Raw genomic sequence first — 21912 nt, 5'->3', positions numbered from 1 at the left:
GCGAGCCGCCCATTATAGCCGGCTTTTCCGCTTCGTCAACACCTTTTTTCAAGGCCGTCACACCAAGGTGGACGTTGTTGCCGATGCTGCTTCGTCGTTGGACCCGAAGGCCTTTCGTCGTTGCGAGCCGCCTATTATGCCGGACTTTTCGAGTCCGTCAACACCTTCGTTCGATCATCTCGTCCGGCGGTGGTGGCGTCGCTGTTCGCGTTGGTGGCTTCCGAAGAAGTCGCCGTGCTGCAGCAAGGGAGCGAATTCTAGAGATCCTGCAGAATTCGTCAACACATTTTTTTCAGGAGCATGACAACGCATCGGCTGCTGCATGCACAACGGGCGTGCAACGATCACTGCGGCGTTGCCCGCGCGTTGCGCGGTCAGCGCCGCAGGCGCTATCTATAGTCGGATGCTTACAGGAAGGAAGACGATGGACACGACGGTACGACAGGGATGGTGGCGGGATCTTTCGATGCCGGCGATCGTCGCCGGCTTCATCACCGTGCTGGTCGGCTTCGCCAGTTCGGCGGTGATCGTGTTCCAGGCGGCGCAGGCCGTGGGTGCCGACCAGGCGCACATCGCCTCATGGATGTGGGCCCTTGGGCTGGGCATGGGCGTGACCTGCATCGGCCTGTCACTGCGCTACCGCGTCCCGGTGGTCACCGCATGGTCGACGCCGGGTGCGGCGATGCTGGTCGTCGGTGCCGGTGGCGCGTCTCTGTCTGAAGCTACCGGTGCGTTCCTGCTGGCGGCGGTGCTGGGCATGCTCGCTGGCTTCTCCGGGGTGTTCGCCCGGTTGATGAAGCGCGTGCCCATGGCCTTGGCCGCGGGCATGCTGGCCGGTGTGCTGCTGCGCTTCGGCCTGGAGGTATTCGTGGCAATGAACACCCAGCGCGTACTGGCGTTGGCCATGTTCGCTACCTGGCTGCTGGGCCGCCGCCTGTTCCCTCGTTATGCGGTGATCGCCACCCTGCTGGTCGGCATCGCCATCGCCGCCAGCCAGGGTCTGCTGCATGCACAACAGGTGCACCTGCAGCTGGCCGTACCGCAATGGGTCACTCCTTCGCTGTCGTGGACGGCGATGGTCGGTATCGCCCTGCCCCTGTTCGTGGTCACCATGGCCTCGCAGAACATCCCCGGTGTGGCGGTGATGCGCGCCTCCGGCTACGACGCACCGGTGTCGCCGGTGATCGGCTGGATCGGCGTGGTCAACACGCTGCTGGCACCCTTCGGCGCCTATGCACTGAACCTGGCGGCCATCACTGCGGCGATCTGCATGGGCCGTGATGCCCACGAGGATCCGGCACGGCGCTACACGGCGGCGATGGCGGCCGGCGCCTTCTATATCGTCATCGGCCTGTTCGGGGCCACCGTAGCGGCCCTGTTCGCTGCCTTCCCCAAGGAACTGGTGGCCTGCGTGGCCGGTATCGCCCTGTTCGGCACCATCGGCAACAGCCTGGCCAGTGCATTGGCGGTGGAGCGCGACCGCGAGGCCGCGCTGGTCACCTTCCTGGTGACCGCCTCGGGGATGACACTGGTCGGTATCGGTTCTGCGTTCTGGGGCCTGGTCGCCGGGACGCTCTGCCTGTGGGTGCTGCGGCCGCGGCAGGCCAGCTGAAGGGATCAGCCGGTCAACACGGCCCCGACGATGCCCAGGGTGACGGACACGGCGATGGCGATCACAGCACCAATCACGCTGGTATCGCCACGTGCTGCCAGCGTGCTGCGCACCGCAGCCTCGTTGTCCGTACTGAGCGACTGGGCGCGTGCGATCTCCCGCTGGCAATGCTGCAGGTACCAGCTGTTGGCAAAGACACCCACGGTAACGCTCAGGCCCAGGTTGATCACCAGCGACAGGGCATCCGGCACTTCGATGAAGGCCTCGATCGCGCTGGATGCCACCAGCACGCCGACCCAGATGGCGGCCATGCGGTACATCTTCCGGTACATCATCCAGATCACGCCAAACAGGAACCCCGGCCAGTGCCAGGTGCCCGCCGCGTTCGCGGTGCCCTGGTCCAGGCGCCAACGCTTGCGATAGATCGGGAAGTTGCCGCCGACAATGGCTGCATACAGACCCAACTGGCCGGTCAGTCCGGCGCCCAGTGGAATGACATCGGGCGTTGCCGCTGCGGTCGGTGCGCGGTATGGGTCATGGCTGGACGCTGTGGCGACGGCGGTCTCACTGGCAGGCGGTGCTGCCGGGCCGTCGGCGACGCCGTCGGCACCCGACGCTGGCGCTGCAGTCGACTGCAGCGACTGCAGCGACTGCAGCGGCTGCCAGCCAGCCATGCCCTCGCACCAGAGCAGAGTGTGGCCGGTGATGACGCCGTCCTGCTGCAGCCTCTGCAGGCCAGCCAGGTCCACTGGGCCTTCACTCTTGCCGTGGCGGGCGTAGTACCACTGTGCTTCCTGCATTGAAGATCTTCCTGTGTGGGTGTTGCGCGGTTTACAGGGATGCGCTGGACAGCGTCTGCACCAGCGTGTGGCGATCGCCGGGGGCGATGGTGATCACATCCTGCCCGGCGTTGGCGGCTTCCAGGCAGACGTAGTCGCGCCAACCGTCACCGACATCGGCCATCTTCGCGGCAGCGTCGGCGCCAGGGTTCCATGCCACCAGCGAGCGGCTGCCTTCGGTGCGGATGTCGATGCGGCGCTTGAGCACCGGGTCGCGCAGCACATAGTGCCCGCCGGCCTGGGTGTAGATGCGGTCGCTGCGGCCCGGATCACGCGGATCACGCAGCGACCAGGGGCCCTGCTGGCGGCGTGACTGGGCGTAGTTCTCGAACTTGTCGAGGTAGTCCAGGCCATCGACGCCGTCGACGTCGACCTTGCTGGCGTCACCGACACGGAAGTAGTTGTGCAGCGCCTGGGTGATGGCGGCCGGGGCCTTGCCGGTGTTCTCGGTAACCAGCTGCTGGCGCAGTTCACGGCCGATACGGACGGTCATGGTCAGGCGCAGGCCGAGGTTGTCCAACGCGGGTGGGGCGAGGGTCAGTTCGATGCTGCCATCGTCGAGACGGCGCGCCTGCTGCAGTTCCCAGGGCAAGGTGCGCACGAAGCCATGGGCCGGCACGTCATCGCCCTGCCCCTGGCGGCCGAAGTACGGCCAGCACACCGGGCTGCCGCCACGGATGGGCGTGGGCAGTGCCGCACGCTTGGGCGAGAGCCACATCACATCGGGTTGGCCCTTGGGCACGAACGAGAGCAGTTGGCCGCCAAACACACTGATGGCGGCGGTAGCCTGCGGGGTTTCCACCAGCCAGGCATCGAGTCCCTGGAACTGGCCGCTGCTGACGCCCTTTATCTGTTGCACGCTGGATCGACTCCGGATGGCCGGCGACTGCACGGCACTGTAGTTGGTGGGAAGGCTGAAGCGGGTGGGTGTGGCCGGAACCTTCGCCTGCGGTCCGCTCTGCAGCGCGCGCAGAATGCGCTGGCCAGCGCGACCATCGGCGTCGGCCCAACCGAGCCGGCGCTGCTCGACCTGGATGGCGCGACGGCTGGCGGTACCGATCATGCCATCGGCGGCGCCGATGTCATGGCCGCGCGCCAGCAGCAGGGTCTGCAGCTGGCGGCGCTCGTCGCGGCCAAGACCGGGATCATCGGTGGGCCAGGCGGTGATCAGGCCGTTGCCGCCGCGCAGGCGATCGGCCAGGGTGGCGATGGCCAAGGCATAGCTCTCGGCCGCGTTGTAGCTGTAGATCGCGTCGTAGTTGCGGAACACCAGCAGCGCCGGGCCCTTGTTGCCGGCCGGCAGCAGCAGCGCGGCGCGTGCATCGGCGGGCAGGCCGGCCGGCGCCAGCGCGCTGCCGTCCAGGCCGGTCACGCCCAATGCGCGCCAGTCGGCCAGTGCGCGGCGCTGGGTGCGGCCGGCCTGGCTGGCGTTGAAGCCGGTGGGGACGCGGACTTCCATGCCCCAGGGTTCGCCGGTTCGCCAGCCGGCACGCTTCAGATAGTTGGCGGTGGAAGCCAATGCATCGGGAATGCTGCCGACCAGATCGCGGCGGCCATCGCCATCACCATCAACGGCAATGCGTGCGTAGGTGCTGGGCATGAACTGGGTGTGGCCGAAGGCGCCGGCCCAGGAACCGGTCAGACCCTGCGCCTGCAGGTCACCCTTGTCGATGAGCTTGACCAGCGCCAGCAGTTCGCCGCGGAAGAAAGGTTGCCGTCGGCCGGCACAGGACAGCGTGGCCAGCGACTGCAGCAGCGGACGCTTGCCGAACACGCGCCCGTAGTCGCTCTCCACACCCCATACGGCGACGATGGTGACTGGATCGACGCCGTACTGCGCCGATACGCGCTGAAGTAGATCGCGGTGCTGCTGCAGCATGGCGCGGCCGTCGTCCACGCGCTGGCGATCGACCAGCGCGGCCAGGTAGTCCCAGATCGGTGTGGTGAACTCCGGCTGCGCGTCGAGCAGCGGCAGCACGGTGGGATCGGGCTGCAGTCCGGCGGTGATGGCCGTGAAACGGTCAGCGGCAATGCCCTGGGTGGCGGCAGTCGTCTGCAGGCCCGCCATGCAGCGGGCGAACGCGAGATCAGCGGTTGCCGCGGCTGTCGGCGGGGCCGCCGCTGGCACGGCAAGCGCGGCGGCGAGGCCGAGCGTGGTCAGAATGGGCATGGCGTACTCCGTGTTGCCGGTGCTGGAGCCATGGTAACGCGGAGGGGCGGCCAGGTTGGTCGTTGCTGCCGGCCAGCGGCCGGCACTACCGGTGGCTACGGTGCGGGGCGCAGCAGGCGCAGGCCGTACGCAGGATGGTCAGCGTTCCAGTGCGCCACCACCTCCAGCCCTGCCTGCTGCAGCAGATGGCCGAAGCTGGCGTCGGTGTACTTGTGGCTGTACTCCACGCGGATCGGTTCGCCCGCGCTGAAGTGGAAGGTGCGGCCGTCGAGATGGACGTCCTGCTCGCGCTGGCTGACCAGGTCGGTTTCGATGCGCAGGCGCGCAGTGCTGTAACGGGCCTGATGACGGAAGCCTTCAAGATCGAAATCGCTGCCAACCTCGCGGTTGAGGCGCGCCAGCAGGTTCAGGGTGAAGGCGGCGGTGATGCCGTCGGCATCGTTGTAGGCGGCTTCGATCAGTGCCGGGTCCTTGTGCAGGTCGATACCGACCAGCGCCAGGCCGTCCTTGCCCATCGTCTGCCGCATTGCGCGCAGCAGCGCGATCGCGTCCTCATCAGCGAAGTTGCCCAGCGTGGAGCCCGGGAAGAACAGCAGCCGGCGCGCGGCAGGCCGGTCCGGCACGGGAACCTGCACCGGCCGGGTGAAGTCGGCACACACCGGCAGCATTTCCACGTCCGGCAGCGCCGGTGCCAGGTGGTCGATGCTGGACAACAGCGCCGCGCGCGAGATCTCGATGGGGGTATAGGCCACCGGATCCTGCAGAGCGGCCAGCAGGCGGGCGGTCTTGCGGCCGCTGCCACTACCCAGTTCCACCACATGTACGCGCGGCCCCACCGCCTGCGCGATCTGCGGCAGTACCCGATCCAGCAGGGCCAGCTCGGTGCGTGTGGGGTAGTACTCGCGGGTGTGGGTGATCTGCTCGAACAAGCGCGAGCCGCGCGCGTCGTAGAAGTACTTGGAAGGCAACTGGCGTGAGGCGTGCGACAACCCCGCCACGGCGTCGGCAAGGATCTGCTGGCGGCCGGGGGTAAGGTCGGTCAGCGCCTGCAGCGCATCCTGGACGGTACTCATGAAAGATCCCTTGCCAGGCGCATGCCTGAGAACTGCCAACGCGCCGGTGGCATGAAGAAGTTGCGGTAGCTGGCCCGCACATGGCCGCGCGGGGTGGCACAGCTGCCACCGCGCAGCACCCATTGGCCGCACATGAATTTGCCGTTGTATTCGCCGAGGTTGCCGGCGAACGGACGGAAGCCGGGATAAGCACCATAGGCGCTGCTGGTCCATTCCCAGACATCGCCGAACAGCTGGCGGATGCCCCTGCCCTGCCCTGCATGCGGATGCAGCTGGTCGTCATCGGCGAAGTGGCCTTCGACCGGCTGCGTGGCGGCAGCCGCTTCCCATTCGAATTCGGTGGGCAGGCGGGCACCGGCCCAACGCGCGCAGGCATCGGCTTCGTAGTAGCTGAGATGACAGACCGGTGCGTGCGGATCGAGCTGGCGCCAGCCTCCCAGGGTGAACTCGCGCAGCAGGTCGTCATCCCAGTACAGCGGATGCTGCCACTGTTCGGCCTCACGCAGCGCCCACCCCTCGCTCAGCCACCAACGTGGATCGCGGTAGCCACCCGCGTCGATGAAGGCGCGGTATTCGGCGTTGCTGAGCGGACGTTCGGCGAGTGCATGCGCGGGCAGCAGCACGCGATGCACGGGTGACTCATTGTCATAAGCGAATGCTGCGTGCTGCGGCCAGGCGGATGCACCGATACTGACGATGCGTTCGCCTTGTTCGACCCAGCCCTGCGCGCTGGGAGCGCTGACGGCGATGGGCAGGTCATCACGATACGGCGGCTGCAGCGGATTGCACCAGAAGGCGTGCTTGATGTCGGTGAGCAGCAGCTCCTGGTGCTGCTGTTCGTGGTGCAGCCCCAGCTGCAGGTGCTGCAGGGCGTCGCTGCCCAGGTCGCCGTCGCGCAGTTGTGCCAGCACCTGTTCATCCACGTGCCGGCGGTAAGCGTGGACCTGCTGCAGCGAGGGCCGCGACAGCAGACCGCGCTGTGGCCGTGCGTGGGCGGGGCCGAGACTCTTGTAGTAGCTGTTGAACAGATAGTCCCAGGCCGGATCCCAGGGTGTGTAGCCGGGCCGACTGGCGAGGACGAAGCGTTCGAAGAACCAGGTGGTATGGGCCAGGTGCCATTTGGCCGGGCTGGCATCGGCCATGCTCTGCAGCAGGGCGTCTTCGGGGCTGAGCGGTGCGGCCAGCTGCACGCTGCGCCCCCGCACATGGGTAAAGTGGCGGGCGAGGTCATGCTGCGGGGCAGCGACGGCGGCGGGTACGCTGTCCATGCAACCAGCTTCGACCGCGGCCGGTGAGCGCGATGTCATGGCCCGGTGCCATGGTGTTCACATCAGGCGCCATTCAAGAAGGGAACTGCTGCGCCGCTAACGGCAGTGCTGCGGCCGCGTCGTGACCGCGCTGGAATTCCGTGTGGCCCATCATCCGCTCCGACAGCCCGTGCACTATCTGTTCGTGCTGCCCGCCGTACTGGTCGCACTGGTGCTGTGGGTGAGCCTGGAAAGCGATGATGTCGGCCGCGCCGGGCAGCGCATCCTGCCGTGGTTGCTGGCCTGCCTGGGTGCAGGACTGGCGCTGATGTACAACCAGGTGCGCACGTTGTGCCTGTTGCTGTTGGTGGCGCTGGCCTTCGCGGTGCTGCACCAGGATCTGGGGCACTACCTGCGCGATGGGCGGGTAGCGGCGCTGACCCCACTGCGCTTCCATGCGATCTCGACCTGGCTGCCGTTGTTGTTCGCCATCCATGCGTTGTGGCCCGAACGCGGGCGCCGCCGCCAGGACCTGCTGTTGAGGGCCACGATCAGCGGTGTTGCCGTGGCGGTGTTCATCCTTTTGGCCGCACAGCAGCCACAAGGCATGCACGACCTGCTGTCGAACCGGCACTTCCCCTGGATACCGAGCGACTGGAACGCGTTGGCGCAGCTGCCTGCCATGCTGTTCCTGCTGGCCACCGCTGCGCTGGGATGGCAGGCGTGGCGCCAGCCGCGGCCGCTGCATACGGCGATGCTGCTGGCCCTGCTGTGCCTGTGGTGGATGCTGCCGCGGATCTTCCTGCAGCCGGTGCTGCTGCCGGCGTTGAGCGTGGCGGCGCTGCTGCTGATGCTGGCCGCGACCCTGCAGGAGTCTTTCCACATGGCATTCGGCGACGAGCTGACCGGCCTGCCCGGGCGCCGTGCGTTCAACGAGACGCTCAAGCGTGCCACCGGCACCTACAGCATCGCGATGATCGACGTGGATCATTTCAAGAAGTTCAACGACACCCACGGCCACGACACCGGCGATGACGTGCTGAAACTGGTGGCGTCACGGTTGTCGCGGGTGGGCGACGGCGGCCGCGCGTTCCGATATGGCGGCGAGGAATTCGCGGTGGTTTTCCTCGATCGCCCGGCATCGGCCTGCGTGGATGCGGTGGAGGCGCTGCGGCAGGGCATCGAGCAGAGCCGGATGCAGCTGCGCGACCGCAGCACCCGCAGCCGTGACGATACGCTCGGCCAGCAGCAGCGCGGGCGCGGCGGTGGCGGTGCGGTGGTGCAGGTGACCGTCAGCATCGGCCTGGCCGACAGCCGGGTCGATCCGCGCCCTGCCGGGGTGGTCAAAGCGGCCGACCAGGCGCTGTATGCGGCCAAGCAGGAAGGCCGCAACCGCGTGTGCGCGCATGGCGGCCAGCGCGTGCTGGCCGTGCGCGGCAGCCACGCTCAGACGGCGTCGAGGTAGTACCAGCGACCCTCGACCCGCAGGAAGCGGCTGTGCTCGGTCATTTTCACTGCGCTGCCGCCGCCGACACGGTAGCGGGCGGTGAAGCGGACCTCGGCGCTGTCGGTGCCGGTCACCTGGTGATCCTGCACGGTCAGGCCCAGCCACTGGGTGCGCTGGCCGGGGGCATCATCGAGCGACAGTTCTGCGGGACGGGTATCCGGATGCCAGGTGGCACGCAGGTAGTCCGGCAGATGGCGCACATAGGCGCTGTAACGCGAGCGCATCAGACGCTCGGCATCGGGCGCGGCGTCGCCGGCATGGAAGCGACCGCAGCAGGCGGCGTAGTCGGCGGCCAGGCCACAGGGACAGGGATCGGGGGCGGTTCGGCTCATGCGGGTATTGTCGCGTGGGCGGGGGCAATGTGACAGGCGTATGCTGTCGCGCCCTCACTTCGATCGATCGCCGTGCTGGAAATGATTCCTCCCGAGTTGTGGTGGCTGGTGGCGATCGCCTTCATCGCCGGCCTGGTCGATGCGGCCGTGGGTGGCGGCGGACTGGTGCAGCTGCCGGGCCTGTTCACGGTGCTGCCGCAGCAGACGCCGGCGATGCTGTTCGGCACCAACAAGTTCAGCTCGATGTTCGGCACCGGCGCGGCGGCATGGCGCTATGCACGCAACGTGCGCTTCCCGTGGAAGCCGGTGCTGTTCGCTGCGGGTACGGCCTTCGTGTTCTCCTTCCTTGGCGCTACGGCGGTCAGCCTGTTGCCCAAGGATGCGGTGCGGCCACTGGTGCTGGTGCTGCTGGTGGCGATGCTGGCCTACACGTTGTGGAAGAAAGACTTCGGCGCACTGCACCGGCCCCGCGAGATCGGCCGCAACGAGTTGATGATCGCGCTGGCGATCGGTGCGGCAATCGGTTTCTACGATGGCTTCTTCGGGCCCGGCACCGGCAGCTTCCTGATCTTCCTGTTCGTGCGCTTCTTCGGACTGGACTTCCTGCGTGCGTCGGCAGCGTCGAAGGTGGTGAACCTGGCGACCAACGTGGCGGCGATCTCGTTCTTCGTGCCGACCGGCAACATCCTGTGGCTGTTCGCGCTGCCGATGGCGGCGGCCAACATCATCGGTTCGGTGGTGGGCACGCGGTTGGCGCTGAAGGGCGGCACGCCGTTCATCCGCAAGCTGTTCGTGGGCCTGGTGGTGGTGCTGATCGCGCGGATGGCGTGGGATACGTTCCGTAGTTCGTGAATGAGCGTCATGACGTGGTAGGTGCCAACCTTGGTTGGCACGCTGTTTCCGGTCGCGAAGAGCAGCCGAGCATGGCTCGGCTCTACAGGGGATTGCCGGCCAGCGGCCGGCACTACCAGGATGCCGGCTGAGGCGATCAGGCTTCGGCTTCTTCCGGTTCGTCGGCCTGCTGGCGGCTGCGTTCCGGCAGCTTCAGGCGCTTGCCTTCTTCGTCGTACTCGATGAGCAGGACGCCCGAATCGTGGCGGCCGCTGATCTCGACGAAGCAGGCGCCACCGATGAACGGCTCCAGCGTCATCACCGATTTCAGCGGGGTGGCAACCACCATCTGGAAACCGAAGTTGTCGAAGATGTTCATCGCCAGCGCGGTGAACTCGTTGTCGGCCTTGTCGAAGGCTTCGTCGAGCACGACTGCGGCATAGCTGGGCAGCTGGCTGTCGGCACCGCCGAGCTGGTAGCGCAGCGCCGCCGCCAGGCAGGTGGTGGCCAGCTTCTGCCGCTGGCCACCGGACTTGCCGGCGCCACTGCGGTAGATCTCGACCTGCTGGCGCGTTTCCACGTCCAGTTCCACGCCGATGAACTCCACGTGCAGGCGCACGTCGAGCACAATCTCGCGCCAACGCTTGTCTTCACCTTCCTGCGAGCCCAGCCGGTTGACCAGCTGGCGCAGGACGGTGAACTGCGTTTCGGCAACGTCGCGCTGTTCGGTCTGCTGCTGCGACAACACCTCGCGCAGCTGCAGGTGGAACTCCTGCACTTCCGGCAGGCGCCGGTCGTTCAGCTCGATGGTCAGCAGGGTGCCGCGGTTGAAGGGCACCTGCTCGAGGCTGGCGTTGACTTCGTCCAGGCGCTGGCCGATCGACTTGCGGGCCTCGGCACTGTGCCGCTGCAGCGCCAGCAGGTTGTTCTTGCTCTGGTTCTGCAGCAGGTCGAAGAAGCGTTCTTCGTGCTGCGGCAGGCCATCGCGTTCAAGACGTTCGAGGCGGGCGAGGAAATCCTCGGCCGAGGCCACCGACACGGTGAAGTCGCCCGATTCTTCCGGCCACTGCTGGATGAAGCGACGGAAGCAGCCCAGCAGCAGGTTCTCGACGCGGTTGACGTCCTGCTGCGAAGACGACAGCTGTTCGTTCAGCGCATTGCTGACCTGGCGCATGTGCGCTTCCAGCGTTTCCAGGCTGAGCGGGCCCTGCTCCTGCAGGCGCTCGGCCAGGCCGGCTTCCTGGTCTTCGGCCAGTGCCGGCAATACCAGTGCACGGCTCTGCTGGCGGGCCCGGTCCAGGCGGTCGCGTTCGCGCACCAGCTGGCCGCGCTCGACGCGGGTGTCTTCGTAAGTGCGGCGGGCCTGCTCGATATCGGCACGGGTGGCGTCGATCTGCTGGGCGATCCTGGCCAGATCGGCGTTGCCTTCGCGCAGGGCGTGCAGGCTGGCCTCGATGTCGGCCAGGCGCTGCTGCGGCGCGGCGACGTCGATTTCATTCCAGCTGATGCCGACCAGCTGGTGACAGGCCAGGCGACGTTCGTTGTCGCGGTCACGCTGGCTGCGCAGGCGCGCGATGTCGGTATCGCAGCTGGCGATACGGGCGGCCAGCTCCTGGGCTTCCTTCTCGAAGACAGCGAGCTTGTCGCGGTTGCTGAAACCCAGCAGCCAGCGGCGGCGATCATTCACCGCACTGCGATCGTCCTTCTCGAAGCGGTCGCCCGGATGCTTGACCTGGCCCTCGCGGGTGATGCCGCGGTCGACGTTGCGCAGCTGCTTGGCGTCCACGCATTCGTAGTCGAAGCGCTTGCCCAGCTCGCGGCGCAGCCAGCTTTCGAACACGTGGTCGCGCAGTTCCAGCTTGTGCAGCAGCGATTTCGCGGACGGTTCGCGGGCGAACGCGTCGTCATTGCGACGCACGCGGTAGTAGGTGAACCGCATGCCCAGGTGGGTGCGGTTCACCCATTCGGCCACTTCGTTGTAGTGCTTGTCGTCGACCAGCAGCGATTGCGCGAAGCCACCGAGCACACGCTCGATCGCGCCCTGCCAGCTCTGCTCTTCCGAGCGGACCTGGATCAGTTCGCCGACGAACGGCAAGGCCGCTTCGGAGATACCGGTTTCTTCGGCCAGGCGCGCGCGCAGCTTCTGCATCGGCGCCGGAATACTTGAGGGCGTGCGCTGCATCGCCTCCAGTTCGCCACGCACGTCGGAGAAGCGTCGCTCGTCGTCGCGCTTGCCGCCCAGCCGTTCGCTGATGGCGTCGTCCAGGGCGCTCGAAGCACGCTGACGGTCTTCCAGTTCGGACTGCGCCTGCTCGACCAGTTCGGCGAAGCCATGCGCGTCGTCGGGCAACGCGGCCTGCAGTTTCTGTGCGGCGTCGTGTGCCTGCGCCTGCTTGGCCAAGCGGCGGTCGCGTTCGGCTTCGGCGCGGCCCTGCTCGCGTTCCAGTTCCTCGATGCGCTCACCACCCTGCTGGCGGCGCTGCAGTTCCAGCTCAGCCAGGCGTTCGGTGTGGTTGTCCAGCGCCGCACGGCGCTGCGCTTCTTCACCCAGCAGGCCACGATCGCGCGTGTCCATCTCGCGCAGGCGCGCTTCGATCAACAACTGGCGGCGGCTTTCACGGAAGCTGTCGATACCGAGCTTGAGCGCTTCGTCGTCGCCGCGACGGCGGCTCATCGCCTGCAGGTCGCGGTAATGTTCGCGCGCCGGCTGCAGGGTTTCGACCTGACGCCGAGCCGTGACCACGGCCTGGTGCGCGCCATCGAGTTCGGCGAAATCGCTGACCAGTCGTTCGGCAGCGTCGAAGGTCTTCGGCGTGTCGAGCATGAAGTCGCGCAGGAAGACGTTCAGGTCTCCGAGGTTCTTCGCGGACTGCGTCTTGTGCAGCAGCCGCAGCGCCATCTCGTTGTCGATGCCGAGCAGATGACGGAAGCGTTCGGCGTAGCCGGAGAACGTATCGAAGTGATGGACGTCGGCCAGCTTCTGCTTGAGCTTGCGCAGGTCCAGGTCGAAACCGCCGAGGTCCTTGGCGATGTCGAACGGGCGCTCGGCGATCATGTAGTGCTTGCGCACGTCACCTGCGGAGGTGCTGCTGCCGGCGATCCAAAGCAGGCGCACCAGGCTGACCACGCGGCCATCACCAGCGCGGTACTCCAGCACCAGCGCGGTCCAGGTGGCGCCCTTGCGCAGGTACTGGGTGGCGATTTCACCGGTGCCACTGTCCTGCTGGTCGGCCCACGCGCCGCGCACGTAGGACACCAGGTTGCGGTCGCGGCCGCTGCGTTCGGCTTCACGCGCAGCGGCGTTGAAGTCGACGATGGCCGGCGGCGTCAGCAGTGCGGACATGGCATCGAGCAGGGTCGACTTGCCCGAGCCGGAGCGGCCGACGAACAGGAAGCCGCGCTCGGCGATCGGCACTTCGGTCAGGCCGTTGAAGGTGCCCCAGTTGTGCACCTGCAGGCGGCGCATGCGGAACTGCTGCAGACGCGGGTCGGGCATGCCGTCGTTGAACAGGGCGGGAGTGTGCTTGGAAATGGCCATGCGGTGCTCGGGTCTCTCAGGCTTCAGCGGCCGGGGTTTCGCGCAGCTGGCGGTAGACCGCCGAAAGCTGGGATACGTCTTCGGCGGAGAACAGCAGCTTCAACGCCGGCGAGACTTCGTGGCGGTCTTCCTGGCCGCCGAGGCGGGTCAGGATGTGGTTGTCCTTCATCTTCTGCACCGCCGAGGCGACGCGCCGATTGAAGCCGGCGCGGTCGGTGGACAGGTTCTTCTCGTAGATGGCCAGCGCTTCGGCCATTTCGGCGTCGGCGACCACGGCGCGGTTGCCGCGTGCATCGGCTTCGCCCAGCTGCTGGCGCAGGTACAGCAACAGCACCGAATCAATGAAGGTCAACGGCGAGGTGCGCAGCAGTACCGGCGCATCGACGTCCTCGGTGTCGGCCTGGCGGGTGAACGCCACGCCACTGTCGCGGTCGAGCACCAGTTCCAGGAACAGGTCCGACAGCGCCGAACGGATGCCGGCTTCGCTGCGGATCAGTGCCGGCCACAGCTTGGCGTGGCGCAGCTGGTCGATGCTGGGGCCGATCAGCAGCTGGCACAGCGCGCGGCGCGCATCCAGCGGCAGGCGGCCGGTATCGCCCATGTAGTAGACGTCGTTGCCGCGCCGCGGCTGGGCCACGGTCGCCACCGGCTCGGCCTGGTAAGCGTCTTCGGCCAGGTCGGCATGCGGTGCGTCGATGGGGTCTTCATGCCAGCTCATGGCGTCTCTCCTGGGTAAACCAAACCAGCGGGATGCGGGCGCGACGGATCTGGCCGTCGCCACCACGCCATTCGGCAAGCTCCTGCTCGCCGGCGATCACGCTGCCAAAGCGCGTGCCCAGCGAGAGGTAACCGATGACACTGCCCAACCCCTGCGGCGCTTCGCGCTGCGACAGGGCCTGGGCGATGCTGAGTTTCGGCTGCGCGTCGAGCAGGTCGTGCAGGTCGCGGCGCAGGGTGCGGAAGTCGATTTCCGACGACGCCACCAGGTCGCCCACGCTTTCCAGGCTGATGCTGGCCGCATCGTTGTATTCGACATTGCCATCGACCTGGGCGCTGCGCGGGTCGTGCAGCTTCCACTGCGACCACGAACGCAGGCGGCTGGTGGTCAGCTGCAGGTCGCGGCCGATGGCGCGCTGCGCCGGGAACTCATCGCGCAGCGCCAGTGCTTCGGACTGCGCCTGCTTCAGCAGCTGGTTGAGGCGGCGCTGTTCCAGGTAGCCACGGCTCTGCACGAAACCGCGCAGGCTGCGCGCGAAGTTCTGCAGCACGTCATGCACCTGGCCACCGCGCTCGAGCATGGTGCTGGTGAAGCCACGCAGGAAATTGCGCTCGTTGCGGTCCAGCCGACGGGCGAAGCCGCGGGCCAGCAGGGTCTCCAGCGCGGCATCGAGCTGGGCGCTCTGTTCGGCGTCGTTGAGCAGGCGCCAGAAGGCCTGGAAACTACGACCCGCGTCGCTCTCGCCGATCACGTCCACGCCTTCGAACAGCTTGGACAGCACGTCGCCGCGCTCGCCCTCGTCATCGATGATGCGTTCGCGGAAATCACGGTTGAGCTGTTCGAAGTCGTCGCGCACGCGGCGGAAGTCTTCGGTCAGTTCGTCGGCCAGGCCGATGATCTGCCGCGTACGTTCCAGCGCACGCTTGCCGTCCAGGGCCGTCACACGGCCGGCGCCGACACGGGCGATCTCGGCATCGATGCGGTCGCGCTCGTCGCGCAGTGCGGACAGGCGTGCGTCGGGATCGGCCTCGGTCTGCGCAGCGAGCTGCGACAGCTGTTCGATCACCAGTGCCAGACGGCTCTCGGTGGCGGCCACACGGGCCTGCTCCATGCTGTCGGCGAAGCGGATCGCCTGCAGCGCCTGGGTCGAGAGCTCGTACTGCTCCTGGTCGGCGCCTTCGGGCAGCCGGCGTTCCAGCCAGCCCTGCGCCAACCAATGGGCAACGTAGGCCTGCGCGGTCCGCGGCAGCTCGCGCGACAGCTCGTCACCGTTGAGCTGGTCCAGCGCGCGCTGCAGGCGCTCGTTGAGGACCGATGCAGGCAACGTGCGATCGCCGTCCATCAGCAGGCCCTGCAGCAGGCCGATGATTTCCGGTGCGTGGTCGGCGGCGAGCAGCTTCCATTGCGGCTGTTCGCGCAGGTGGCGGTAACGGGTGATGCGTTCGCGGTGCTTCATGCAGCGAGATCGGTCCGAAGGGCGCGGCGGCCAGCGCGCGCGCGCAGGCGCGGCGCAGGCACGGCGAAAGCGGCGGCCACGCGGGGCCGCCACCGGGAGGCGACGGCGCTCAGCGCTTGCCGCCCACTTCGATGAAGCGCAGGAACTCGGCGCGGGTGCGGGCGTCTTCGCGGAAGCTGCCCAGCATCTTCGAGGTGACCATGCTGACGCCACGCTTGTGGATGCCGCGGGTGGTCATGCACTCATGGGCGCCTTCGACGACGACACCGACGCCGACCGGCTGCAGCACATCCTGGATGCACTGGGCGATCTGCGCGGTCATCTTTTCCTGCACCTGGAAGCGGCGGGCGTAGGCTTCGACCACGCGGGCCAGCTTGCTGATGCCCACCACCTTGCCGGCCGGCAGGTAGCCGACATGCACGCGGCCGATGATCGGCGCCATGTGATGCTCGCAGTGGCTTTCGTATTCGATGTCGCGCAGGACGATCAGTTCGTCGTAGCCGGCCACTTCCTCGAAGGTGCGTTCCATGTAGGCGCGCGGGTCGTCGCGGTAGCCGCTGAACCAGTCGCCATAGGCTTCAGCCACGCGGCGCGGGGTATCCAGCAGGCCTTCGCGGGTGGGGTCCTCACCGGCCCAGCGCAGCAGGGTGCGCACGGCATCCTCGGCCTGGACCTGGGTCACATCGCCCTGCGGGGCGGCCTTTTCGTTGTTCTTGCTCATTGCATACAGCGCCCGAACGGGGGGCGAGCATCGTACCCGACCGGGGGGTGGGTCGTCCTCTGGGGACGGTTCATCGGGGGTCTCCTGCGGCGCCTCATGGCTGCTGAGCGAGAGGTGGAGGGGCAGGCCGGGCAGGACACGCCGCAAGTACGTCCTTGTAGGCTCGGCCACGGCATCCATGCCGTGGACGGTCCTGCCCGGCCTGCCCCTCCGCCTCTCCGACAGTTTCCTGCGGGCGCGGCCGGACCGCCCGAAAGCGGGGGTCAAAAGCTGGGTTCATGGCTGCGGAGACTGCGCGCGCCGCTGCCTTGGTGGGTGCGGACCTTGGTCCGCACTGCTTCTGCCTTTAAAGAGCCAACCCTCCGCGCTCGCGGGGTGATGGGTGGGTGGTGGAGGGCCGGGCGGGGCAGGGCCGTGAGGCGCATGGATGCGCCGATCGAGCTTACAGGGACGTACTTGCAGCGTGCCCTGCCCCGTCCGGCGCTCCGCCACCCCAACCGATAACCAGCAGGCGCAACGCTTTCCTCAACACACCCACCCATTCAGCAAAACCTATTGATAGGAATGAAATTAGTAGTATCCTATCTATTACTTATGGACCGACCCCTCGACGAGCGCACCGTGCTGCAGATGCAGCTCAGCTCCGGCCTGCTTTACGCAGGGCGGCAGTGGCAGCGCCTGGCCGACAGCCGGTTGGGCAGCTACGGCATCTCCACCGCCTGCACCATGCCGCTGTTGATGATCGGCCGCTCCGGCGGTGGCATCCGCCAGGTCGCGCTGGCCCAGCAGCTGGGCATGGAAGGCCCGTCGCTGGTGCGCCTGCTGGACAAGCTCTGCGCCAGTGGACTGGTCCGCCGCGAATGCGATGCCAGCGACCGCCGCGCCAACCTGCTGTGGCTGACCGAGGAAGGCCAGGCGTTGGTGCGCGAACTGGAAGATCAGTTGATCGGCCTGCGCCAGGACGTGTTCGGCGAACTGTCCATGGATGAACTGCACGCCGTATTGAAGGCGTGGCGCCTGCTGGCCGAGGCTGCCGACCGCATCACGTAAGCCCGCTGTCCGTGAACACCGCCGCTGCCGTGCATACGCCAGCGGCTTTCGCCCGTTGCCGTTGTTCTGTTCCACCTCCCCTTCCCCATACCGCCCCCGCCCCTTCCGATGCCCGGTGAATTCAGTCTCCACGGAGTGTTCGTCCCGACCCTGCTCGGGTTGATGGTGTTGGCCTACCTGGTCAACAGCGGCCTGCACGCGCTGCTGCAGCGTGCCGGCGCCTATCGCCACGTATGGCACCCGGCGCTGTTCAACCTGGCCTTGTACGGGATCGTGCTGGGCCTGCTGTTCCACCTCCTGCGTTGGATGCAATCGTGAACAAGATCGTGAAGAAAACCGTGCCGGTGCTGCTCACCTGTGCAGCCGTGATCGTCGCCCTGCTGGTGCTGCGCCAGCTGTGGGTCTACTACATGGATGAGCCGTGGACCCGCGATGCACACGTTGGCGCCGACGTGGTGCAGGTGGCGCCGGATGTGTCCGGCCTGGTCGAAACGGTGCAGGTGGCCGACAACCAGGCTGTGAAGAAGGGCGATCTGCTGTTCGTGATCGACCGCGCGCGCTACCGCATCGCGCTGGAGCAGAGCCGCGCCAGCCTGGCCGAACGGCAGGCGTCGGTGGCGCAGCTGCGCCGCGAGATCGGCCGCGACCGCAGCCTGCAGGATCTGGTTGCCGCCGAGGACGCCGAAGTGCGCCGGGCCAAGCTGCAGGCCGCACAAGCCGCACTGGCCACTGCACAGGCCGCGGTGGACCTGGCCGAGCTCAACCTGGCCCGCACCGAAGTGCGTGCGCCGGCCAATGGCCGGGTCAACGACCGCACCATGCGCGTGGGCGACTACGTGGTGGCCGGCAAGCCGGTGCTGGCGCTGCTGGATACCGGTTCGTTCCGCATCGATGGCTACTTCGAGGAAACCCGCCTGCGCGGCGTGGCCCCGGGGCAGCGCGTGGACATCCGCCTGATGGGCGAGGACACGCCCCTGCATGGCCATGTCGAGAGCATCGCCGCCGGCATCGAGGATCGCTACCGCAGCAACGGCAGCACCCTGCTGCCGAACGTGACCCCGGCCTTCGACTGGGTGCGGCTGGCGCAGCGCATTCCGGTGCGCATCGCCATCGACGAAGTGCCTGCCGGCGTGGAGCTGATCGCCGGGCGCACCGCCACGGTGACCGTGGATACCGGCCGCCGCGTGCAGAACAAGAAGGCCGGCGCTGCGCCGACACAGGCGGGCCTGTGAACGCCGCCCTGCCCCGCCTTGGCCTGATCGTCGCGCTGGCCAGCCTGGCCGCGTGCAGGACCGTCGGCCCGGACTATGCATTGCCGGAAGGCTCGGCGTTCAAGCGGCCGCAGGCCAATGCGGCCTTCATCGACACCCAGAACCCGCAGGTGGCCGCCAACCAGGCGCTGCCGGCACGCTGGTGGTCGCTGTACAACGACCCGGTGCTGGATGGGTTGATCACCCAGGCGCTGCGCGACAACGTCGAACTGAAGGCCGCCGATGCGCACCTGCGCCGCGCCGCTGCCGTGTACGAGCAGGCGATGGATGCCGGTGGCTTCGAGTACGAGGCCGAAGCCGGGGTCAGCCGCGCACAGTTGTCGGCCGAGTCGTTCCTGCAGGAGCACGAGCTGCCGGTGATCAACCTGGCCGATGGCAAGTTCGCGGTCAGCTACCAGTTCGACCTGTTCGGCAAGCTCAAGCGCGGCGCCGAAGCGGCCCGCGCCGATGAACAGTCGGTGGCCGCCGCACGCGATCTGGCCCAGGTCAGCGTGGTCGCGCAGGTGGCCGACAGCTACCTGGAAATCTGCCACGCCAACCACGAACTGCACGTGGCCGAGCACTCGCTGCAGCTGCAGCAGCGCAGCCGCGCGGTCACCCAGCGGTTGATCAGCGCAGGCCGCGGCACGCCGCCGGAACTCGCCCGCGCCAATGCCCAGGTCGCGCTGCTGGAAGCGGCATTGCCTCCGCTGCAGGCGCAGCGTTCGGCGGCCGCCTATTCGCTGGCCGCCCTGCTCGGGCAGACCCCGGGCCAGCTGCCGGCCGGGGTGATCGACTGCGCGCATGCACCCACCCTTGCCCGGCCGCTGCCGGTCGGTGATGGCCGCGCGCTGCTGCAGCGCCGTCCCGACATCCGCCAGGCCGAACGCAAGCTGGCCTCGGCCACCGCGCGGATTGGTGTCGCCACTGCCGAGCTGTACCCGGACATCCGCCTGGGCGCCTCGGTCGGCGCCGCCGGCCTGCTGGAAGACTTCGGCCAGCCGATGACCCAGCAGTGGTCGCTCGGCCCGCTGATCTCGTGGACGCTGCCGTCCTCGGGCACGCATGCACGCATCCACGCCGCCGAAGCCGGTGCCGATGCCGCGCTGGCCGAGTTCGACCATGCCGTGCTGCAGGCACTGCGCGAAACCCAGACCGCGCTGGATCGTTATGCGCAGGACCTACGCCGGCTGCAGGCGCTGCGCATTGCGCAGGAGCAGGCTGCGCTGGCCGCCGAGCAGAACCGCAGGCTGTACCAGGGCGGCCGCACGCCGTACCTGTCCAGCCTGGATGCCGACCGCAGCCTGGCCACCAGCGATGCCACCCTGGCCGCGGCCGAAGCGCAGGTCTCGCGTGACCAGATCCATCTGTTCCTGGTGCTGGGTGGTGGCTGGCAGGCAACCGTCGCCGCAGCCGGCACCCCGACCGCAGCGAAGTAAGCCATGAACGCGCTGACCGACCGCCAGGCCTGGCTGTTTTCGATCAAGACCTACCTGGCAGCGATCGTCGCGCTGTACATCGCCATGGCCGGCAACCTGTCGCGCCCGTACTGGGCGATGGGCACGGTGTACATCGTCAGCCAGCCGCTGCTGGGCCCGACCCGGGCCAAGGGCGTGTACCGCATCCTCGGCACCCTGGCCGCCGGCCTGGCCACCCTGCTGATGCTGCCCGCGCTGGTGGAAACACCCCTGGTGCTGAGTGCGGCGATGTCGATCTGGCTGGCCGGCTGCCTGTTCATGGCCCTGCTCAACCGGGGGCCGCGCGGCTACGCGTTCCTGCTGGCCGGCTACACCACCGCCTTCATCGGCTTCCCGGCGGTGACCTCGCCGGAAACCATCTTCGACACGGTGGTGGCACGCAGCGAGGAGATCATCCTCGGCACGGTGGTGGCGGTGCTGTTTGCTTCGCTGCTGTTCCCGGCCTCGGTGCGGCCGATGCTGGGCGCGCGCATCGGCAACTGGATGGAGGACGCGGCGCAGTGGTGCCGGCAGATCCTCGAGCGCGGCCGTGCGCATGCGCCGCGCAACCGGTTGGCCGCCGACCTGGTGCAGTTCGAAGCGCTGATCGAGTTCCTGCGCCGCGATGATCCACGCCATGCCGGGTCGGCGGTGTCGATGGAGCGCCTGCGCGAGCGCATGCTGCTGCTGTTGCCGGTGCTGTCCTCGATCGCAGACCGCCTGAGTGCGTTGCGCAGCGATGCCCAGGCGTTGCCGGAAGGCCTGCCGACGCTGGTCGATGACATCCACGACTGGATCGACACGCCGTCCAGTGCCAGCGACTACGCGCGCCTGCGCGCACGCATCAGTGCGCTGAAGCCACAGGTGGACCGCGACCTGCAGCACCTGCAGCTGGCCAGCCTGTTGCTGCGCCTGGAAGAGCTGGTGGACCTGTGGCAGGACTGCCGCACCCTGCAGCACGCGATCGACCAGGGCACCGCGCCACTGGACCGCGCGCACTACCGCATCCGCACCGAACGCACCGCCACCGACAAGCACGTGGACTACGGCATGGCGCTGTTCTCCGCGCTCAGTGCCGGCGTGGCGCTGATGAGCTACTGCGTGCTGTGGATCGGCCTGGGCTGGGAGGGCGGTGGCAACGGCGCGATGATGGCCGCGGTGACCGCTGCGTTCTTTGCTGCACAGGATGACCCGGCGCCGAGCATGGTCTCGTTCCTGGTGTGGGCGATGGTGGCGTCACTGGTGGCCGGTGTGTACCTGTTTGGTGTGTTCCCCGCCGTGCACGACTTCGGGCTGCTGGCGCTGGTGCTGGCGGTGGTGTTCCTGCCGTTGGGCCTGCTGCTGCACCACCCGAAGAGCGCGCTGTTCGCGCTGCCGCTGACGGTCAACCTGGCGGCACTGCTGAGCCTGCAGAACACCTACAGTGCCAACGTCCAGACCTTCGCCAACTCGTCGATCGCGATGTTCATCGGCATTGGGTTTGCCGTGGTGATGACGCGGCTGTTCCGCTCGGTCGGTGCCGAATGGACCGCGCGCCGGCTGGTACGACAGGGCTGGACCACCCTGGCCGAAGCCGCCGAAGGCCGCGGCCAGCAGGATCGCCAGCGCTTCGCCGCACGCATGCTGGATCTGCTCGGCCTGCTGGCACCGCGCCTGGCAGCGACCCCGGAAGGCAGCGACATCGCCTCGGTGGACATGCTCAACGAAGCCCGCATCGGTCTGAACATCCTGCAGCTGCGCCGCGCACGACTGGAACTGCCCGAGCGCAGCCGCGAGGCAGTCGAGCACATCCTCGAAGAGATCGCCGCGCATTACCGCCGGCAGATCGCCGCGCGCAGGCCGATCGCCGCTGCCGAGGCGCTGCGCGAGCGGCTGGACACGTCCTTGGGGCGAGTCGGCAGCGTGGCGGCGTGCAAGGCCCGCGATGAGGCGCTGATGGGCCTGGTCGGCCTGCGGTTTGCACTGTTCCCGGAAGCGAAGGCGCTGGCGCTGGGGTTGGCGGACGCCGCAGCGCCGTCCGTCTGATGCGATCCGCCGGGCATGGCCCGGCGCTACCCTGTCCGCCTGATACGAATCGCCGGGGCATGCCCCGGCGCACCCCTTATCCTCCG

Annotated in this window: 18 protein-coding genes; 9 read left to right on the top strand and 9 right to left on the bottom strand. The window is 67.8% G+C overall.

The genetic code is table 11. From position 1 onward, the window contains the following. The coding region (locus tag HFK18_RS21645) for a hypothetical protein (RefSeq protein ID WP_218946543.1) at nucleotides 1–304 on the top strand (304 nt) is incomplete at its 5' end. Nucleotides 305–424: 120 nt separating this feature from the next. Then, nucleotides 425–1612, top strand: a complete 1188-nt coding sequence (locus HFK18_RS05180; protein WP_180164842.1) for a benzoate/H(+) symporter BenE family transporter — start codon at nucleotides 425–427, stop codon at nucleotides 1610–1612. Nucleotides 1613–1617: 5 nt separating this feature from the next. Here HFK18_RS05180 and HFK18_RS05175 read toward each other — a convergent pair whose 3' ends face one another. From HFK18_RS05175 to egtB, 4 genes are all read right to left on the bottom strand, one after another. Beyond that, entirely contained in the window at nucleotides 1618–2412 is a 795-nt protein-coding gene (locus HFK18_RS05175) for a DUF2628 domain-containing protein (protein ID WP_180164840.1), read from the bottom strand. A 31-nt stretch (nucleotides 2413–2443) separates the two neighbouring features. Continuing rightward, nucleotides 2444–4519, bottom strand: coding sequence for a lytic murein transglycosylase (locus HFK18_RS05170; RefSeq protein WP_257216079.1), 2076 nt, complete (start codon nucleotides 4517–4519; stop codon nucleotides 2444–2446). A gap of 197 nt (nucleotides 4520–4716) precedes the next feature. After that, on the bottom strand, nucleotides 4717–5694 hold the full coding sequence (gene egtD, locus HFK18_RS05165; RefSeq protein WP_180164839.1) for an L-histidine N(alpha)-methyltransferase: 978 nt from the start codon (nucleotides 5692–5694) through the stop codon (nucleotides 4717–4719). Further along, entirely contained in the window at nucleotides 5691–6962 is a 1272-nt protein-coding gene (egtB, locus tag HFK18_RS05160) for an ergothioneine biosynthesis protein EgtB (protein WP_180164837.1), read from the bottom strand. Before egtB ends, egtD begins: the two co-directional genes overlap by 4 nt. Nucleotides 6963–7104: 142 nt before the next feature. On the opposite strand from egtB, the gene HFK18_RS05155 reads away from it, so the two are divergent. Next, entirely contained in the window at nucleotides 7105–8406 is a 1302-nt protein-coding gene (locus tag HFK18_RS05155; RefSeq protein WP_180164835.1) for a GGDEF domain-containing protein, read from the top strand. Here the strand turns inward: HFK18_RS05155 and HFK18_RS05150 are convergent. Further along, on the bottom strand, nucleotides 8388–8780 hold the full coding sequence (locus HFK18_RS05150; protein WP_180164834.1) for a YchJ family metal-binding protein: 393 nt from the start codon (nucleotides 8778–8780) through the stop codon (nucleotides 8388–8390). The two genes, HFK18_RS05155 and HFK18_RS05150, sit on opposite strands and share 19 nt — an antisense overlap. Before the next feature lie 72 nt (nucleotides 8781–8852). On the opposite strand from HFK18_RS05150, the gene HFK18_RS05145 reads away from it, so the two are divergent. Beyond that, nucleotides 8853–9632: a TSUP family transporter gene (locus tag HFK18_RS05145; protein WP_100554240.1), complete on the top strand. Its 780-nt coding sequence runs from the start codon at nucleotides 8853–8855 to the stop codon at nucleotides 9630–9632. Between the two features lie 136 nt (nucleotides 9633–9768). Here the strand turns inward: HFK18_RS05145 and HFK18_RS05140 are convergent, their stop codons facing one another. The 4 genes from HFK18_RS05140 to folE form a co-directional block, all read right to left on the bottom strand. Next, nucleotides 9769–13149: an ATP-binding protein gene (locus HFK18_RS05140; RefSeq protein WP_180164832.1), complete on the bottom strand. Its 3381-nt coding sequence runs from the start codon at nucleotides 13147–13149 to the stop codon at nucleotides 9769–9771. A 16-nt stretch (nucleotides 13150–13165) separates the two neighbouring features. Beyond that, nucleotides 13166–13867, bottom strand: coding sequence for a DUF4194 domain-containing protein (locus HFK18_RS05135; protein ID WP_025875661.1), 702 nt, complete (start codon nucleotides 13865–13867; stop codon nucleotides 13166–13168). Then, nucleotides 13854–15323, bottom strand: a complete 1470-nt coding sequence (locus tag HFK18_RS05130) for a DUF3375 domain-containing protein (RefSeq protein WP_180164831.1) — start codon at nucleotides 15321–15323, stop codon at nucleotides 13854–13856. The genes HFK18_RS05135 and HFK18_RS05130 overlap by 14 nt, the downstream gene beginning before the upstream one ends. A gap of 109 nt (nucleotides 15324–15432) precedes the next feature. Then, nucleotides 15433–16044 carry a GTP cyclohydrolase I FolE gene (gene folE, locus HFK18_RS05125; RefSeq protein WP_089241981.1) on the bottom strand — a complete coding sequence of 204 codons (612 nt, stop codon included), beginning with the start codon at nucleotides 16042–16044 and terminating at the stop codon, nucleotides 15433–15435. 594 nt (nucleotides 16045–16638) lie between these two features. Between folE and HFK18_RS05120 the strand changes: the two genes are divergently transcribed. The 5 genes from HFK18_RS05120 to HFK18_RS05100 all read left to right on the top strand — a co-directional run bounded on the left by HFK18_RS05120 (nucleotide 16639) and on the right by HFK18_RS05100 (nucleotide 21826). After that, entirely contained in the window at nucleotides 16639–17094 is a 456-nt protein-coding gene (locus tag HFK18_RS05120) for a MarR family transcriptional regulator (protein WP_025875653.1), read from the top strand. A 108-nt stretch (nucleotides 17095–17202) separates the two neighbouring features. After that, nucleotides 17203–17412, top strand: a complete 210-nt coding sequence (locus HFK18_RS05115) for a DUF1656 domain-containing protein (protein ID WP_025875651.1) — start codon at nucleotides 17203–17205, stop codon at nucleotides 17410–17412. Continuing rightward, a complete protein-coding gene (locus HFK18_RS05110) occupies nucleotides 17409–18326 on the top strand; it encodes an HlyD family secretion protein (protein WP_180164829.1) in 918 nt (305 codons plus the stop codon). The genes HFK18_RS05115 and HFK18_RS05110 overlap by 4 nt, the downstream gene beginning before the upstream one ends. Further along, the gene (locus HFK18_RS05105; RefSeq protein ID WP_180164828.1) at nucleotides 18323–19783 is read left to right on the top strand and encodes an efflux transporter outer membrane subunit; all 1461 of its coding nucleotides are present in this window, start codon (nucleotides 18323–18325) and stop codon (nucleotides 19781–19783) included. Before HFK18_RS05110 ends, HFK18_RS05105 begins: the two co-directional genes overlap by 4 nt. A gap of 3 nt (nucleotides 19784–19786) precedes the next feature. Then, the gene (locus tag HFK18_RS05100) at nucleotides 19787–21826 is read left to right on the top strand and encodes an FUSC family protein (protein WP_180164827.1); all 2040 of its coding nucleotides are present in this window, start codon (nucleotides 19787–19789) and stop codon (nucleotides 21824–21826) included. The last annotated feature ends 86 nt before the right edge of the window (nucleotides 21827–21912 follow it).

Origin of the sequence: Stenotrophomonas sp. SbOxS2 (assembly GCF_013416715.1) — a bacterium.
Taxonomy (GTDB): Bacteria; Pseudomonadota; Gammaproteobacteria; order Xanthomonadales; family Xanthomonadaceae; genus Stenotrophomonas; species Stenotrophomonas lactitubi.
This window is presented reverse-complemented; position numbering and strand designations above follow the sequence as displayed.